This window comes from Pararhodobacter sp. SW119 (genome assembly GCF_017811755.1).
GTDB lineage: Bacteria > Pseudomonadota > Alphaproteobacteria > Rhodobacterales > Rhodobacteraceae > Pararhodobacter.
The window spans coordinates 12,298-27,953 of the sequence record NZ_JADDJF010000012.1; the positions used below are offsets into that span (position 1 = coordinate 12,298).

The 15,656-nt window shown below is 66.5% G+C and carries 13 protein-coding genes; 3 read left to right on the plus strand and 10 right to left on the minus strand.

Annotation, left to right across the window (positions count from 1 at the left end; translation table 11 throughout):
* Positions 1–64 precede the first annotated feature (64 nt).
* From tssH to tssA, 9 genes are all read right to left on the minus strand, one after another.
* Positions 65–2,809 (minus strand): type VI secretion system ATPase TssH, encoded by a 2,745-nt coding sequence (tssH, locus tag IM708_RS09270; RefSeq protein WP_209426240.1) that lies wholly within the window; start codon positions 2,807–2,809, stop codon positions 65–67.
* Positions 2,806–3,894: a type VI secretion system baseplate subunit TssG gene (tssG, locus tag IM708_RS09275; protein WP_209426241.1), complete on the minus strand. Its 1,089-nt coding sequence runs from the start codon at positions 3,892–3,894 to the stop codon at positions 2,806–2,808. The genes tssH and tssG overlap by 4 nt, the downstream gene beginning before the upstream one ends.
* Positions 3,858–5,741, minus strand: a complete 1,884-nt coding sequence (gene tssF, locus IM708_RS09280; protein WP_209426242.1) for a type VI secretion system baseplate subunit TssF — start codon at positions 5,739–5,741, stop codon at positions 3,858–3,860. Before tssF ends, tssG begins: the two co-directional genes overlap by 37 nt.
* Positions 5,741–6,238: a type VI secretion system baseplate subunit TssE gene (gene tssE, locus IM708_RS09285; protein ID WP_209426243.1), complete on the minus strand. Its 498-nt coding sequence runs from the start codon at positions 6,236–6,238 to the stop codon at positions 5,741–5,743. Before tssE ends, tssF begins: the two co-directional genes overlap by 1 nt.
* A 5-nt stretch (positions 6,239–6,243) precedes the next feature.
* On the minus strand, positions 6,244–7,050 hold the full coding sequence (locus IM708_RS09290) for a type VI secretion system accessory protein TagJ (protein WP_209426244.1): 807 nt from the start codon (positions 7,048–7,050) through the stop codon (positions 6,244–6,246).
* A gap of 65 nt (positions 7,051–7,115) precedes the next feature.
* Positions 7,116–7,613, minus strand: coding sequence for a type VI secretion system tube protein Hcp (locus IM708_RS09295; protein ID WP_209426245.1), 498 nt, complete (start codon positions 7,611–7,613; stop codon positions 7,116–7,118).
* A gap of 99 nt (positions 7,614–7,712) precedes the next feature.
* Positions 7,713–9,206, minus strand: a complete 1,494-nt coding sequence (gene tssC / locus IM708_RS09300) for a type VI secretion system contractile sheath large subunit (RefSeq protein ID WP_209426246.1) — start codon at positions 9,204–9,206, stop codon at positions 7,713–7,715.
* Positions 9,207–9,211: 5 nt separating this feature from the next.
* On the minus strand, positions 9,212–9,727 hold the full coding sequence (gene tssB, locus IM708_RS09305; RefSeq protein WP_209426247.1) for a type VI secretion system contractile sheath small subunit: 516 nt from the start codon (positions 9,725–9,727) through the stop codon (positions 9,212–9,214).
* Positions 9,728–9,790: 63 nt separating this feature from the next.
* Positions 9,791–10,810: a type VI secretion system protein TssA gene (gene tssA, locus IM708_RS09310; protein WP_209426248.1), complete on the minus strand. Its 1,020-nt coding sequence runs from the start codon at positions 10,808–10,810 to the stop codon at positions 9,791–9,793.
* A 327-nt stretch (positions 10,811–11,137) separates the two neighbouring features.
* Between tssA and IM708_RS09315 the strand changes: the two genes are divergently transcribed.
* Both IM708_RS09315 and IM708_RS09320 read left to right on the plus strand, forming a co-directional pair.
* Positions 11,138–11,407: a hypothetical protein gene (locus IM708_RS09315; RefSeq protein ID WP_209426249.1), complete on the plus strand. Its 270-nt coding sequence runs from the start codon at positions 11,138–11,140 to the stop codon at positions 11,405–11,407.
* A 4-nt stretch (positions 11,408–11,411) separates the two neighbouring features.
* Entirely contained in the window at positions 11,412–13,931 is a 2,520-nt protein-coding gene (locus IM708_RS09320; protein WP_209426250.1) for a caspase family protein, read from the plus strand.
* A gap of 10 nt (positions 13,932–13,941) precedes the next feature.
* On the opposite strand, the gene IM708_RS09325 is transcribed toward IM708_RS09320, so the two are convergent.
* Positions 13,942–14,334, minus strand: coding sequence for a hypothetical protein (locus IM708_RS09325; protein WP_245243098.1), 393 nt, complete (start codon positions 14,332–14,334; stop codon positions 13,942–13,944).
* Positions 14,335–14,480: 146 nt separating this feature from the next.
* On the opposite strand from IM708_RS09325, the gene IM708_RS09330 reads away from it, so the two are divergent.
* Positions 14,481–15,455, plus strand: coding sequence for a glutathione S-transferase family protein (locus tag IM708_RS09330; RefSeq protein WP_209426251.1), 975 nt, complete (start codon positions 14,481–14,483; stop codon positions 15,453–15,455).
* The last annotated feature ends 201 nt before the right edge of the window (positions 15,456–15,656 follow it).

Below are 15,656 nucleotides of genomic sequence, written 5' to 3' on the forward strand. Positions count from 1 at the left end.
GCGCATTTCACGGCGGCAGGTTCGGGACGCAGCGCGCCCCGATTCCGTGCCAGGCCGCTTACGCCTATTCTGCCACATTCCGCATCCCTGCGTCAGCCGCGTCGAAATCGTAGATGAAATCGCCATCCTGCACATCAATCGCGACCCGGTCCACCGGCTGCCCCTCGAACATCCGTCGCAGAAACTCGTTCGAGATATCGGGAAGCATGGTGTTGGTGACGATCGCGTCGATCATCCGGCCGCCGCTTTCCAGTTCCTGACAGCGGCTGACGATGGTGTCGACCACGGCGTCGGAGTAGGTGAAGGGAACGCCGTGGCTTGCCGTCACGCGCCGCTTGATCCGGTCGAGCTGCAGGCGTGTTATCTCGGCAATCATGTCCGGGCTTAGCGGGAAATAGGGGATCGTCACCAGCCGCCCCAGCAGTGCCGGGGGAAACACCTTCAGCAGCGGATCGCGCAGCGCCTTGGCGATCTCCTCGGGCTCGGGCATCAGTTCGGGGTCCGCGCACATCGACATGATCAGGTCGGACCCGACGTTCGAGGTGAGCAGGATCAGCGTGTTGCGAAAATCGATGCGACGCCCTTCGCCATCTTCCATCACGCCCTTGTCGAAGACCTGGAAGAAGATCTCGTGCACGTCCGGATGCGCCTTCTCGACCTCGTCCAGCAACACGACGGAATAGGGTCGCCGACGCACCGCCTCGGTCAGCACGCCGCCCTCGCCATAGCCGACATAACCCGGTGGCGCGCCTTTCAGGGACGACACCGTATGCGCCTCCTGATACTCGCTCATGTTGATGGTGATGACGTTCTGCTCACCGCCATAGAGCACCTCGGCCAGCGCCAGTGCCGTTTCGGTCTTGCCGACGCCCGAGGTGCCGGCGAGCAGGAACACCCCGATGGGTTTTGACGGGTTGTCGAGCCCGGCGCGGCTGGTCTGGATGCGCTTGGCGATCATCCGCATGGCATGGTCCTGGCCGATCACGCGCTTGGCCAGATGCTTGTCGAGGTCGATCACCGTCGCGATCTCGTCGCGCAGCATCCGGCCCACGGGTATGCCCGTCCAGTCACCGACGACCGACCCCACGGCCTGCGCGTCCACGATCGGCAGGATCAGCGGCGTCTCGCCCTGAAGCGCCTGCAACTCGGCGTTCTTGGCGCGCAGTTGCGCGATCAGGCCGGTGCGGTCGTCTGCCGTTTCAGCCGGCGCCGCATCGCCTTCGGACGGCTCGGCGGCGGCATTGTCGACCGGCTGGCCGCCCTCTCGCAGTTTCGCGCGCAAGGCCAGGATCTGTTCGACCACGGCTTTCTCGGCCTCCCAGCGGGCGTTGAGTTCGGCCTCGCGCGCTTCCTCGGCTTCCTTGGCGGCCGTCACGGCCTCACGCCGGTCGGCCACATCGTAGCCGGCCGTTTCGTCACGGTCGATGATCTCCAGCTCGGTCGTCAGCCCCTCGATCCGGCGACGGCTGTCGTCCACCTCGGCCGGGACCGCGTGCTGGCTGACGGCGACGCGGGCGCAGGCGGTATCCAGCACGCTCACCGACTTGTCGGGCAATTGCCGCGCCGGGATATATCGCGCCGACAGGTTCACCGCCGCCTCGATTGCCTCGTCCAGGACCTGGACGCGGTGGTGCCCCTCCAGCATCGAGGCGATGCCCCGCATCATGCGGATCGCGCGTTCGGTATCCGGCTCGTCGACCTGCACCACCTGGAAACGCCGGGTCAGGGCCGGGTCCTTCTCGATGTGCTTCTTGTATTCGGCCCAGGTCGTTGCGCCGATCGTGCGCAAGGTGCCCCGCGCCAGCGCCGGCTTCAGCAGGTTTGCCGCATCGCCGGTGCCGGCTGCCCCGCCTGCGCCGACCAGGGTGTGCGTCTCGTCGATGAACATGATGATCGGCTTCGGGCTGGCCTGCACCTCGTCGATGACGCTGCGCAGGCGATTCTCGAACTCGCCCTTCATGCTGGCGCCGGCCTGCAGCAGCCCCACGTCCAGTGCCATCAGCCGCGCCTCGCGCAGCGCGGGCGGCACGTCGCCGCGCGCGATCCGCAGCGCGAAACCCTCGACCACGGCGGTCTTGCCGACCCCGGCCTCGCCGGTCAGGATCGGATTGTTCTGCCGGCGCCGCATCAGGATGTCGACGACCTGCCGAATCTCGCCGTCACGGCCGACGATCGGGTCGATCTTGCCGCTGCGCGCCTGCTCGGTCATGTCGGTGCAGAACTTCCTGAGCGCTTCTTCCTTGCCCATCGAGGCCGGCGCCATCGCGCCCGACGCCTCGCCCGGCGCCGCCCCGCCGCCGGTCACCGAACCGTCCTTCGGCGCCATCCCCTCCTCCGGCGAACCCGAGGTCGCGGCATCGAACTCATCGGCCAGCGCGTCCGGCTTGATCTTCTGGAACTCGCCCGAGATGCCGAACAGGATGTTGCGCAGCGAAGGCGTCTTGAGCATGCCCAGAATCAGATGCCCCGTCCGCACCTGACTGGAATTGTAGAGAAGCGAGCCCCAGACCCAGGCGCGCTCCATCGCATCCTCCAGATGGTCGGAAAGATCGCTGATCGAACTCGCCCCGCGCGGCAGGGCATCCAGCGCGCGGGTCATGTCGGCGGCGACACGGCCGGGGTCCAGGTCATAGTGCTTGATGATGCGGTGCAGGTCGCTGTCCTGGTTTTGCAGGATCTGGTGCATCCAGTGGACAATCTCGACATAGGGGTTGCCGCGCAGCTTGCAGAACACGGTCGCCCCTTCGATCGCCTTGTAGCCGAACGCGTTCAGCTTGCCGAAGAGTTTAACGCGGCTGATGTCGCTCATCTCGGGGTCTCCTTCACGGGGGCTGCGGCCGGCGCCGGGCCTTGGGCTGATGCGCGCTGCCGGCGCAGGACATGGGGTGGGGCGAGGTAAAGATCATCGGCGTCGCGCGCATCGCTGCGCCGCGTGCCCAGCCAACTGGTGTGACCCAGCGCGGTGGTCCCGCCAAGCGCGCTGCGCGGCACGTCCTCGGCCTTCAGCACCAGGTTCACGTCCCAGTCCAGCGCATCGCCGACATGATTGCGCACGATCGACGCCAGTCGTTCAAGCGACCCGTTGCCGGGCAGCAGGCGCTTGAATTCCTCCAGCCCGACCGGACCGAGGCGAATGCGGAACTTGGCGCTTCGCGTGTAGACGCGGTTACCGATGCTCGTGGTGCGGCCCAGACCTGCCGGTTGCCCCAACTGCCACCGGTCGTCGGGTTCAAGCTCGAGCCAGGAACCGACGAACTGCTGTAGCCGGACCGGCGCGTCAAAGAAGGCCGAGATCATCGCCACCAGCGCCTCGGCCGGTTTCGCGCCGGATGAGAGATGGCCGGCGAAATGCAGCTTGGCCAGATCGGGCATCGCATCCCGGTCGCGCAACGCCTTGCCGTCCAGCCCGGCCAGCGCCGCGACCTTGCGCGCATAGGGATCGGCATCGGGCCGGTCGAACGAGGGCGCTGGCTGACCGGTGGTCCAGGCGCGGTAGAAAAGCGACAGCAACCGATGCGTCAGCATGTCGGCGAAGGCGACGAAGGCACTGTCCCGATGCTTGCGCTTCCGCTCGCGCGCGAACTCGGTCAAGTGCAGCGGCAGGGGCCCGTTCGGTCCGAAGTACCCGAAGGCCAGTTGCGCCAGCCGCAGGCGTCCGCTTTGGCGATCGCGCGCGAAATCGACGATCGTGGTGCGTGCGAAAGCCAGTTCGGGCTCCTGGCCCAGGCGCAGGGCATCCTGTTCCGGCCGGCGCGACCTGCCCAGTCGCGGACGGTCGGCGTGATGCGCCTCGAGGATGCGCATCGCCTGAAACAGATGATGGGACCGGGGGTCCTGGACCAGACGCGCATAGAGCGTCAGATCATCCGCCCCATGCCGGCGCCGGGCTTCCATCGAACGATCTCTCCGCGTTGCTGGGTCCTGAGGACCGTTTCGGTAAAGGAATTGATCGCGACATACTTGCGGAAGAACCGCTCGAGCACGGCGCCCAGCGCATAGACGCCGGTGCCCTCGAAAAAGCTCTCGTCGAACTCGAGCCCGATCTCGAGGCCGCGCACCGCGGTCGACAGGACATCGCCGGTCATCCGGCGCACGATCGGCCGGGTGGAAACCCCCGCGATCCCCTCCAGTTGCTGGCTCAGCGCACGGTCGCCCGGCGGGACGTAAAGCCCGACCATCTCGCGCAACGCGGCGGCGGCGCTGCGGTCGCCGTCGCCGGTCTCGGCGATCGAAAGGTAGTTGAGGCTCAGATGGCTGATCAGCCGCCAGGCCGTGTCGCCATGCGCAAGGCTGGGTTGCGGTCGGGTCGGCGGCACCGGGGTCGAGACCGAAAGGACCGGCCCGCCTTCGGGTAGATGAAAGGTGTCGCGCCCGGCACCCGACAGAAGTAGTGGCAGGTCGCGGTTCGTCACCAGCCCCTTGACCGCGATCTGGTTCAGCGCCGCCGGATAGGGCGCCTGGCTGCGATCGACCAGCGACAGGAAGACCTCGGAGCCCAGATACGAGGTTCGCGTGCCCCGCAACCGCTCGCGTTCGGTGCGCTGCCGCAGCCGCCGCCGAAGAGTGAAATAGGCCGGATGACCGGACCCCGCCGATGTCAGATCGGTGGCCGAATAGAACGGCAGGAACGGCGTGTCCGCCTGCCCCTCGCCGCTGATTCCGGTGACCGACTGCAGGGCGAAAACCTCATAATCCAGTTGCGCGGTCCGGTTCGGCACGACGTGATGTTCGACATCGGCCTGCGAGATCGACACCCGGTCGAAGCGCCGTTCGAAAAGGTTGACCGCCGGCACCGCGTTCAGCACGAAAGCGCCCGTGTGAACGCAGGAACCGCCGTCCGGCAGCGCCTCGCCGAGAAGCAGATAGAGGTCGACCGAGTCGCCCTCGGCGCGCGCAATCGCCGGCTGCAGCCCGGTCAGTTCGACGAAATGGAACCTCGCCGGCATGGCGAAATATTCCTGCAGCAGACGGTAGCCATCGAAACTCCGGCGCGGCAGGGGCAGCAAGGCCTCCTCGGGATCGAAGCCGCGCGGCTGAACGGCGGCCCCCGGCAGCGGCGCGACCCAGTCCGCGCGCGGATCGACCGAACGCCCGGTGATCCCGCTGGACCGCGTGCAAAGCGCCTCCAGCAGATCGTGCGGACCGCGCCCACCGCCCCCCAGATGCAGCACCAGCCGGTCAAGCGGCAACTTGGCGATCGGCTCGTTGTCGGTGCGCTTCAGCCGCAATCGGATGCCCGCGCGCGCCGCGGTATCACCCGCGACATTGGCCGCGACCAGTTCGCCGCGGCTGGCGATATACTCGGCCTCGGCGATCTTCAGCGGCCATAGCGTCACGTCGGCGGCGGTGCGATAGATGCAGGCGGTCTGTTCCCCCTCGATCACGCGCGATCGCAACTGGGTATGCCGCGGCAGGCGGAAGCCGGCCTTGACGCCGGCATTGTTAATATCCGGCTCGAAGGCCGCGACCATCATCGACGGGGTCGGCGCCAGGTAGTGCGGATAGACGATCTCCAGCAGGTTCGAGGTGAGGGCCGGAAACTGCTGTTCCAGTTCAAGCTGTACCCGGGCCGCCATGAAGGCGGTACCCTCCAGCAGACGCTCGACATAGGGGTCGAACACCTCCAGCCCCTCCATGCCCAGCCGACTGGCGATCTTCGGATAGGCGGCGGCGAATTCCGCCCCCATGTCGCGCATGAAGGCAAGCTCGGCTTCGTAGTGGCTCAGCAGCCGGGTATCCATCACGCCACCCGTTCGATCTGCACATCGCCGGTGGTCACATCGACCTCGCTGCGCAGGTAAAGCTCCATCGGCACGGGATGCGCCCACATCTCGGCGCGGATGTCGAAGGTCAGGACAACGCCGCGTTCCACCGATTGCGACGTCATCTCGACCTGGACGGTACCGCGCCGCAGGCGCGGCTCGAAAGTCTCGATCGCCTGCCGGATCGAATCGCGCAACATGCCGGCCCGGTCGCCTGTGGCGAAGCTGCCCGAGAGATCGCCGATGCCAAAGTTCAGGACCGACCGCGCGGCCTGCGGGTGACGCGCGGCGTCGATCCAGGTGTCGGCATTCTGCGTGTTCAGCAGCCAGGCGAGGTCACGCTGCACGATCTCGCGCAGGCGCTGGATATCGATGACACGCCGGTCGCGCGCCTCGGTCCGCTTTTCCGGCTCGTCGTCGGTAAGCCGGTCGAGCAGGGCGGGCTGCAGCTTGTCGCTGATCGTGCGATCCGCCATGCCGTCTATCCCGTCCCGATCGGCACGGGATCCAACGTGATGCGCCGCACGTCCATCAGCGACAACTCGACCGCGTCGGTCGTCAGAACCCGTTGGCCGAGCCCGGTGAACAGGCCGTTGCCCGCGTCCCGCCAACTTGTCGCGCGGGCCAGTTTCTCGGCTGTCGCGCCGTCCTGCACCGTGCCGGGATACCGCGTCGGGATCAGCGCCACGACCTCGCCTTCGCTGACCAGTTCGATCTGCGCCGGCATCCAGACCGCGTCGCGCAGGTCCTCCGGCGGCTCCAGGGTCAGGCTGCGGATCGCGCCGAATGGCACCCAGAAGTACCGCCCGTTGATCACCGCCTCGAGGACCGGCCCCAGCCGCATGTCGGCATCCGAGATCCACTCGAACCGGGTGCCGTCGATTTCACCGGGGCTTGCCGGCGCCGCGTCGAAGGCCTGCCCTCGCAAGGTCTCGGCATGGCCGATTTCGCCGCGGGCCAGGTGCCCCTGCGCCTGGATCAGCAGCGCCAGCCATTGCTGCGGGTCGCCCATCACCATCGGGCTCGCCTCGCCGGCGAAAACCTTCTGGCGCTGCATCTCGCAGACGATCGCCTCGCGATAGGCCTGCGCCATCGGGATCGCCCGGGGGTCAAGCTCGGCGCAGAGCTTGAGTTGCGTGATCGCCCGCTTCCAGTCACCGAGCACGCACAGCAACTGGAACAGGAAGACGCGCAGCCGCGGGTCGCCCGGCTTTGCGCGCACCTCGCGCTGAAGCGCCTGCAGCGCCCCTTCCAGGTCGCCGCTTTTCAGATGTTCGGTCGCGTCCATGGGCTCCGCCGCGTTCCGCGTGGAAGATTAAGTGGCCCGCCCTGTCGGCGGGCCGCTCGTCGGTCTCAGGCCTTCTTCTCGGCCTGGCTGGCGATCGACCAGGCGAAGTCCGGCGTCGCGCCTGCGCCGCCATCCTTCAGCTGCTCGGTATACTTGATCTTGAACCAGTCGAAGTTGATCGAGACGTTCTCGGTCAGCCGATCCTCGCCGCCGGAACCGCCGGTGGAATAGGAGGTGATCATCACGTCTTCCATCTCGACGACCAGGTAATCGAGCGGCTTGTCGCCCGCCTTGCGCACGATCAGCGTCGCCTTGGCGTGGTGGGTTCCCTTGGCGGTGGACTTCATCAGATCGGTCGAACCCTTGTCGATGTACTTGGTCACCGAGATGTCCTGGAAATTCGCCTTTCCCGCGCCCGAACCGCTGCCCATATGTGTGGTGCCGCTGTTGCTGACGCCCCACGACCAGGCCAGGATGTCGAACCAGCCTTCCTTGCCGTTGTACTTGGAATCTCGTGACTCTCCCTTGATCTCACCGATCTTGAGAAACATGTCGACGGCCATATCCAATCTCCTTCATGTTGCTCGGCGGTGGTAACCGCCGGTTCCGAAAACGACGCCCTGTCCCGCACGCCAAATAGGGCGCGGGGCAAGGCCTTGGCTTTATCCCTTCTCGCTCGGCAGCTTCGACACGAGGCGCAGCGAAACCGAAAGCCCCTCGAGCTGGTAGTGCGGCCGCAGAAAGAACTTCGAGGAATAGTATCCCGGGTTCCCCTCCACTTCGGAAACCTCGACCGTGGCGTCCGCCAGCGGCTTGCGGGCCTTGTCGCCCTCGCTCGATGTCGCCGGGTTCGGGTCGACGTACTGGAGGATCCAGCTGTTGAGCCAGGACTCCATGTCGTTGCGGCTCTTGAACGAGCCGATCTTGTCGCGAACCATGCACTTCAGGTAATGCGCGAAGCGGCAGGTCGCGAAGAGGTACGGCAACCGCGCCGCCAGGTTCGCGTTCGCGGTGGCGTCTGGATCCTCGTATTCGGCGGGCTTGTGCAGCGACTGGGCACCGATGAACGCCGCCATGTCGGTATTCTTGCGATGGATGAGCGGCATCAGCCCGGCCTTCGCAAGCTCCGCCTCGCGCCGGTCGGCGATGGCGATCTCGGTGGGACATTTCATATCCACCCCGCCGTCGTCGGTCGGGAAGGTGTGGGTCGGCAGGTTAGCGACCGTCCCGCCCGATTCGACCCCCCGGATGCGCGAGCACCAGCCGTATTCCTTGAACGACCGGTTGATATTGACCGCCATCCCGTAGGCCGCGTTCACCCACGAGAAGTTCTCGGATTCGGCATTGCCGACATGCTCCTCGAAGGCGAATTCCTCGACCGGGTCGGACTTGGCGCCATAGGGCATGCGGCCCAGGAAACGCGGCATCGCCAGGCCGATGTACTTGCTGTCCTCGCTCTGGCGCAGGCTGTTCCACGCCGCGTATTCCGGCGTCCCGGTGATCTTGGTCAGATCCCGCGGGTTGGTCAGTTCCTGCCAGCTGTCGAACTGCATCAGCGACGGGTTGGCGCCGGTGATGAAGGGCGCATGCGCCGCCGCGGCCACCTTGGCCATCTCGCCCAGCAGTTCCACGTCCTGCGGGCTGTGGTCAAAATGATAATCGCCGACCAGACAGCCATAGGGCTCGCCACCGAACTGGCCGAACTCTTCCTCGTAGAGTTTCTTGAAGATCGGCGACTGGTCCCAGGCGGTCCCCTTGAACTTGCGCAGCGTCTTGTGCAGGTCCTTCTTGGAGACGTTGAACACCCGGATCTTCAGCATCTCGTCGGTTTCGGAGTTGTTCACAAGGTAGTGCAGCCCGCGCCAGGCGCTTTCGAGCTTCTGGAACTCCTCGGCGTGCAGGATCGCGTTGACCTGTTCGGTCAGCTTCCGGTCGATCTGCGCGATGATCGATTCCAGCGATTGCAGCACGTCGTCGGAAATCAGCGCGGTGTTGGCCAGCGCCTGTTCGGCCAGCGTCCGCACCGCGCTTTCCACGGCGCTGCGCGCCTGATCCGACTTCGGCCTGAATTCCTTGTTCAGCAGCGCGGAGAAATCATCGGCCTCGAGGGCTTCGCCCTGGGCGGCCGCGCCCTGCTGAGAGGTGGTGTCGCTCATTTCGCTCACTCCTTCGCCGCTTCTTCGTCATCCTTCGGCGCCGGCGCCGCGGCCAGCGACTTCAGCAGCGCCGGGTCCTGCATCGCGCGCGACAGCAGATCCTCCGCCCCGCTCTTGCCGTCCATGTAGGTCATCAGGTTGGACAGCTGGGTGCGCGCTTCCAGCAACTCGCGCAGCGGCTCGACCTTGCGGGCGATCGCCCCGGGGGTGAAATCGTCCATGCTCTCGAAGGTGATGTCGACGGCCATGTTGCCTTCGCCGGTCAGCGTGTTCGGCACCGTGAACACCGCCCGCGGCTTGATCGCCGCCATGCGCGAGCCGAAGTTGTCGACGTCGATCTCCAGGAACTTGCGGTCGTTGACCGACGGCAAGGCCACTTCGGACTGGCCCGAAAGATCGGCCATCACCCCCATGACGAAGGGCAACTGCACCTTCTTCTCGGCGCCGTAGACCTCGACGTCGTATTCGATCTGTACGCGTGGCGCGCGATTGCGCGCGATGAATTTCTGCGAACTGCTCATCGATCACTCCTAGGGTCGGTGAAAAGGGGGAAGGTTGGCATCGTGAACCTGTCAGGCCGGCGGTCAGTAATCTTCATCGGGAATCCCCCCTACCAATCGGACATTGTCGACGCCCTGCGGAGCAAGCTCCTTGACGATGACCATGAAATCGGCGCCGACAAGCCGCTTCGCCCGCTCGACCAGCATCGGCACGGGGCTGGAGGGTTCGTTCTTCTGGTAGTAGGCGATGATCGCATCCATCGCGCTGCGCACATCCGCGGTCGAGGCGATGGAACCGGGCGCGCCGCGCACTGGTGCTGCGCCGCCGCCCGGCGCATCCTCCGCCCCGGCCTCGTCCGCCCCGGCGACCTCGACGCCCGCCGCGGCCGCCAGATGCTGCTCGATCTGCTGCAGCAGGCGGATCGGCTCGCTCAGTTGCGGCCCTTGGCCCGGCGTGCGTTCGTTGAAGATTCCGTCGATCGCCTGCAGGTTCTCCTTCGCGGCGCGCGCCCCGGCAAGCGTTTCCGTCAGGCTGTCGCTGTCAGTATCCCGGAAGGCGGCGGCGATCGAGGCATTGTCGAAGAACGGGCTTTCGCCCTCGGGCAGGGCGATCTGGCCGGTGGCGATCTGGATGTCGCGCAGCGTCACCTTGCCGAACGCCCGGCTGTCGCTCAGCGGCGCCGTCCGCAGTCCGCGCAGGATGCGCCCCGGCTCGGCCAGCGACTGCAGCGAATTGATGCGCATCGTCGGGTCGTCGTCGTCCTCGGCATCGAGTTGCGGGTGACAGCTTTCCCAGTGGCGTTCCAGGCAGCCGCGGACATAGGCCGTGCCTTGGGCGAAACCGGTCAGACCCTCGGTGAACAGCAGCGCCCCGGACAGCGCCACACCGGCGCGCAGATCGTGGCTTTGCGCCATGACCGCAAGCGCCTTGATGCGCAGATCGCCGTAGTCCGGATCCGCCCCTTCCAGGATTTCGTCGCCGGCCTGACGTTCCTCGACCGGGCGCGCGGCAATCTCCATCGCGACGAAGACATCCTCGTATTCGAGGTTCTCTCCGCTCGGAGGATTGCCCTCGCGCGGGGCGAGAAGCGCCTCAAGGTCCATTCCGTCCTCCCGATGCGCGCGCAATAACCGAGTCGGCCTTGCGTCTATTGCCGGCGCGAGAATACACGCCGCAGGCCACTAGGATACACAAAAGTTCGCCACGATGACATGATAAATTGATGACAACTCATGGAGATTTGTCAACCCGTGCGTGTGAGGGCCGGAAAGATTCTCGTCGCTTTTTCAGCGGCCCGCGCGCTTTCGGGCGGCGAAGATCCGCGCCCGGCGCGCCTCTGACCCGCATGTGTTCGCGAGTGTTTTGTTGCGCGATGCGCGCGGTTCTGGTAATTAAGCGTCATTCGATAAATACTTTCAGGGAGAGGCGGCATGCGATTTTCTCTTGCGATCGGTCTTCTGTCGGCCTTCACGCTGGTGGGGTGCCAACACACGATGCAAAGCGCCGAGACGCGAACGCAGGCCGCGCCAGCGCAACAGACCGCTTCCACCCAGGCCCCGCGTCGCGCCCCGACGCAGCAGACGACTTCCGCACCTCGTCGCGCGCCGGCCGCCACGATACCGGCCCCGACGACGCAACCCGCAACTGCGCCGATACTCGACTACGAGCCTGAACTCGGCGGTGGTGGCGGCGGCTGGTAAGGCCATGTCGGAACTGGCGACCTATCCGGAAAAGCAAGGGTCGCGCGGCGAAGCAGCGGGTCCCCTCCGACATGTCGTGTCGACCGTCGCGGTCGTCCTGGCGTTGGCGGCCGGTCCCGCCGCGGCGCAATCGCTGTCGGGCGGCGGCATCGCCCTGGTCGTCGGCAACGAACGCTACGAGGCGGTGGAGGCGCTGGCCAACCCCGTCGCCGATGCGCGCGCCGTGGCGCAAATGCTGCGCGACTTCGGCTTTCGCGTGCACGACGGCTACGACCTCGACCGAGAGGAATTCGAGGATCTGCTACGCACCGCGCTCCTCAACGTCGATGAAGGCGACGAGGTCCTCTTCTTCTTCGCCGGCCATGGCGTCCAGATCGGCCAGCGCAACTACCTGCTGCCGGTCGACGCCCGGTTCGACGATGTTTACGATCTTCCGAAATACTCGATCACGCTCGACCGGGTGATCGAGGCGCTCTCGGCCCGGTCATCGGCGCATGCCGCGATCATCGACGCCTGCCGCGAGAATCCGCTGCCCGACCACATGCTGGCCGCAGGCCTCGACGCCAGCTTCTACGAGGCACGCGACGGCTTCCAGGTCATGCGTACGCCGATCAACTCGCTCGTCGCCTTCTCGGCCTCGCCCGGGGCGCTGGCCCTGGACGGCGAAGCCGGCGGTCACAGCCCCTACACCCATGCGCTGATCGGCGCCGTGCGCGAAAGCCCGCGCGACAACCTGACCAGCGTCCTCTCGCAGGTGCGCGAACGGGTCTATTCCGTGACCGACGGCTTCCAGGTGCCCTGGGAAAGCTCGACCCTGGTGCGACCCTTCGTGCTGCAGCGCATGCCGGCCGAGGATGACGCGCCCGCAGCCGAAATTCCCATGGCCGCGGTGCGCCCCGAGCCCCCGCAAGACACCCTCGCCGAGGCCCCGACGGTCGATGAAACCCCCGCCGACGAAGTCGCGTCAACGCCGCAGGTCGCGCCCGAACCCGAAACGCAACTCGCCGCCCTGCCCGACTCGCTCACCGTCGATCTGCGCTTCGACCGCCGCGTGCCGCTGGGCGACGCCGTTGCCGCCGTGCTCGGCCGGTCGATCGACGGGGCCGAGATCGTCACCGCGCCCACCCGCGGCCGGATCGAACTGGCCGAACTGGCCGACGCCGGGCGCGCCACCCGCAACCTGGTCCCCGTCGGTCTCAGCGATGCCGTGCATTTGCGCGGCGGCGCGCTGACCTTCCGTCCCGCCCTGCGCGAGATCCACGCGGTCGGCGACGCCGATTTCAGCGTCTCCGACAGCTTTCGCATGCGTCTGGACACCGGCGACAGCGCGCAGACCGTGACCGTCAACCTCGAGCTCGAGGTTGACCCCTGCGACCTCGAGGCCGGCGACGCGCTCGACCTGCAGGGGGTCGGCTACTACCGCTGGCCGAACGAGATCGATCCCGCCGTGGCGCTCGAGGCCTGCGGCGCCGCCGTCGCCGCCGCGCCGGAAACCGCGCGCTTCCTCTTCCAGTACGGCCGCGCGCAACTTGCCGATCGCGATTTCGAAGGCGCCTACCGCAGCTTCAGCACCGCCGCCGAAGCCGGCCACATCCGCGCCTATACCGAACTCGCCATCCTGCTGACCGCCCCGCAGGTCGATCGCACGGTCTTCAACATCCCCGCCGATCCCGAACGTGCGCGCGCGCTTCTCGAACGGGGCATCGCCGCCGGCGACCCCTTCGCCATGCACGAACTGGGCAAGCAGCTTTTCCGCGAAGCGTCCACCGAGGCCGAGCGCGAGCGGGGTTTCGAACTTCTCGATCGCGCCGCCGAGATGGGGCACACGTTCTCGATGAACGAGTTGGGCTACAACTTCATGGTGCGCGACTCGGGCATCTACCAGCCAGCGCGCGGCATGGCCTACCTCACCGTCTCGAGCGAGCGCAACGACATCTACGGCCACCACAACCTCGGCCTCGTCGCCCTTCTCGGCCTCGACGGCAACGACCCCGACTTCACCCGCGCCCGCGACTATCTGGTCCGCGCCGCCGAGGGCGGGCACCCGCGCGCGCCGGCGGACCTGGGTCGCATGTATGTGCGCGGCCAGCTGGGCGAGCAGGACCTGGCCGAGGCGCTGCGCTGGTACGACGTCGGCATGGAACGCGGCGACGGGACCTCCGGCACCAACGCCGCCGAGATCATCCTGACCGGCCGGCTGGCCGACCGCAGCCCCGCCGACGCCGCCCTGCGCGCCGCCAAGGTTGTCGAAATGCCGAATTCCGACGCGGTCGATCGCGCCCGCGAACAACTGGGACGCATCGATACCCGCGCCAAGGATCGCGCCACGCAGATGCTGCTGGTGGTCCTGGGCGAATCGATCGCGGTCGACGGCGCGGTCGGGCCGGCCACGCGCAATGCCCTGACGCGCCAGGCCGAGGCGTACGGCCTTGCCGCTTCCGGTCTGGACGATCCGACCGCCAGGCTGCTTCTGGCGGCGCGCGCCTATTGGGCGGCGAACCCGCCCCGCCTCGACCTCTACTGAAGCGCGGCTGTCAGATCAGGCGCGGCAGGAACGACAGGAAACCCGAAGGCGCCGGCACCTCCTCGACATAGTCGCGCGCCGGTTGGTAGCTGACTTCGGTGGCCTGCTTGAACTCGTAGCGCATCTCGTCGTCCTCAAGCTCGGACGCGATGACCAAGGCGTGCAACAGGTGTCGCGGGCCGTCGTAGATATCGATCAGTCCGCGGAGCTTCGGCGCGCGCGCCGCATCAATGGCGAAGCCGTCGTCCCACAACCGCCGGATCGGAAAGACCGCGTCGTTCAGATGGACGCAAAGCCGGCGGCTCTTGCGCTCGTTTCGCAGGCGCGCGACATCGAGTCCGCGCCGGATGTCTTCCGGCAGATGTTCCAGCATGACGTGCCCCCCGGCAGCTTCCCTGATCATGCCGGAAACCCTGTAGAAAACAAGTTATCCTTTTATGACGCCTGCGATTTTTCGCGCTGTTCGGGCGCGCACAGCGCGTGCGCGCACCTGTCGGTTGAAACCCCGGAAGCCCGCACGATCTTGAGGGAAGCACAAAGGAGTTCCACATGGGCAAGCTGATCGACGGGGAATGGTCCTCGGAATGGTATGACACGCGCGCCACCGGCGGCGCGTTCAAGCGCGACACCTCGCGCTTTCGCAACTGGGTGACGGCGGACGGCAGCCCCGGCCCGTCGGGCGAGGGGGGCTTCAAGGCGGAAAGCGGACGCTACCACCTCTACGTCTCCTACGCCTGCCCCTGGGCGCACCGCACGCTGATCTTCCGCGCCCTGAAGGGGCTCGAAGATCATATCGACGTCTCGGTCGTCCACCCCGACATGCTGGACAACGGCTGGGAGTTCCGCACCGATTTCCCCGGCGCCACCGGCGACACGCTGCACGGGGCCAAGTTCATGTACCAGGTCTACACCCGCGCCGACCCCGAGGTTTCGGGCCGGGTCACCGTGCCGGTCCTGTGGGACAAGCAGCGCGGAACTATCGTCTCAAACGAAAGTGCCGAGATCATCCGCATGCTGAACTCGGCCTTCGACGAAATCACCGGCAACACCGACGACTACTGGCCCGAAGACCTGCGCGACGCGATCGAGCCGATCAACGAACGCATCTACGACACGGTCAACAACGGCGTCTACAAGTCGGGCTTCGCCACGACGCAGAAAGCCTATGACGCCGCAGTCGGCCCGCTCTTCGACTCGCTCGACTGGCTGGAGGGGCACCTGGCCCACAACCGCTATCTGATGGGCGACCGCCTGACCGAGGCCGACTGGCGGCTGGTCACCACGCTTTTCCGTTTCGACGCGGTCTATCACGGGCACTTCAAGTGCAACCGCCGGCGCATCGTCGACTACCCCAACCTCTGGGCCTACACGCGGGAGCTCTACCAGCACCCGGGCGTGGCGGGGACGGTCCAGATGGACCACATCACGCGCCACTACCACTACAGCCACGAGACGATAAATCCCCACCGGATCGTGCCCATCGGGCCGGTGCTGGATTTTGACGAACCGCACGGACGCGGCTGAGACGGCCGAGACCCGCCGGCAGGGCGCCCCGGTCCCCTTGGGAACCGGGACGTCGCGGCACCCGCTTTCCGGTCGGACCCAAGGTTAACCAAAGCTTTCGGGAAAAACGTTTATCATTGTATTTCATAAGCTTGGCGAATTGCGCAAATTTGCGCAGCGCCACTTCCGGGCTCGCCGGACAGCCCACTCGGTGCGCACACC

Excerpts from the sequence above, each read along its gene's own strand:
- tssC (WP_209426246.1), bottom strand. The coding sequence starts at position 9,206 with ATGAGCGACACCACCTCTCAGCAGGGCGCGGCCGCCCAGGGCGAAGCC.
- IM708_RS09295 (WP_209426245.1), bottom strand. The coding sequence starts at position 7,613 with ATGGCCGTCGACATGTTTCTCAAGATCGGTGAGATCAAGGGAGAGTCA.
- tssB (WP_209426247.1), bottom strand. The coding sequence starts at position 9,727 with ATGAGCAGTTCGCAGAAATTCATCGCGCGCAATCGCGCGCCACGCGTA.
- IM708_RS09315 (WP_209426249.1), top strand. The coding sequence starts at position 11,138 with ATGCGATTTTCTCTTGCGATCGGTCTTCTGTCGGCCTTCACGCTGGTG.
- tssE (WP_209426243.1), bottom strand. The coding sequence starts at position 6,238 with ATGGCGGATCGCACGATCAGCGACAAGCTGCAGCCCGCCCTGCTCGAC.
- tssG (WP_209426241.1), bottom strand. The coding sequence starts at position 3,894 with ATGGAAGCCCGGCGCCGGCATGGGGCGGATGATCTGACGCTCTATGCG.
- tssH (WP_209426240.1), bottom strand. The coding sequence starts at position 2,809 with ATGAGCGACATCAGCCGCGTTAAACTCTTCGGCAAGCTGAACGCGTTC.
- IM708_RS09320 (WP_209426250.1), top strand. The coding sequence starts at position 11,412 with ATGTCGGAACTGGCGACCTATCCGGAAAAGCAAGGGTCGCGCGGCGAA.
- tssF (WP_209426242.1), bottom strand. The coding sequence starts at position 5,741 with ATGGATACCCGGCTGCTGAGCCACTACGAAGCCGAGCTTGCCTTCATG.
- IM708_RS09330 (WP_209426251.1), top strand. The coding sequence starts at position 14,481 with ATGGGCAAGCTGATCGACGGGGAATGGTCCTCGGAATGGTATGACACG.
- IM708_RS09290 (WP_209426244.1), bottom strand. The coding sequence starts at position 7,050 with ATGGACGCGACCGAACATCTGAAAAGCGGCGACCTGGAAGGGGCGCTG.
- tssA (WP_209426248.1), bottom strand. The coding sequence starts at position 10,810 with ATGGACCTTGAGGCGCTTCTCGCCCCGCGCGAGGGCAATCCTCCGAGC.
- IM708_RS09325 (WP_245243098.1), bottom strand. The coding sequence starts at position 14,334 with ATGATCAGGGAAGCTGCCGGGGGGCACGTCATGCTGGAACATCTGCCG.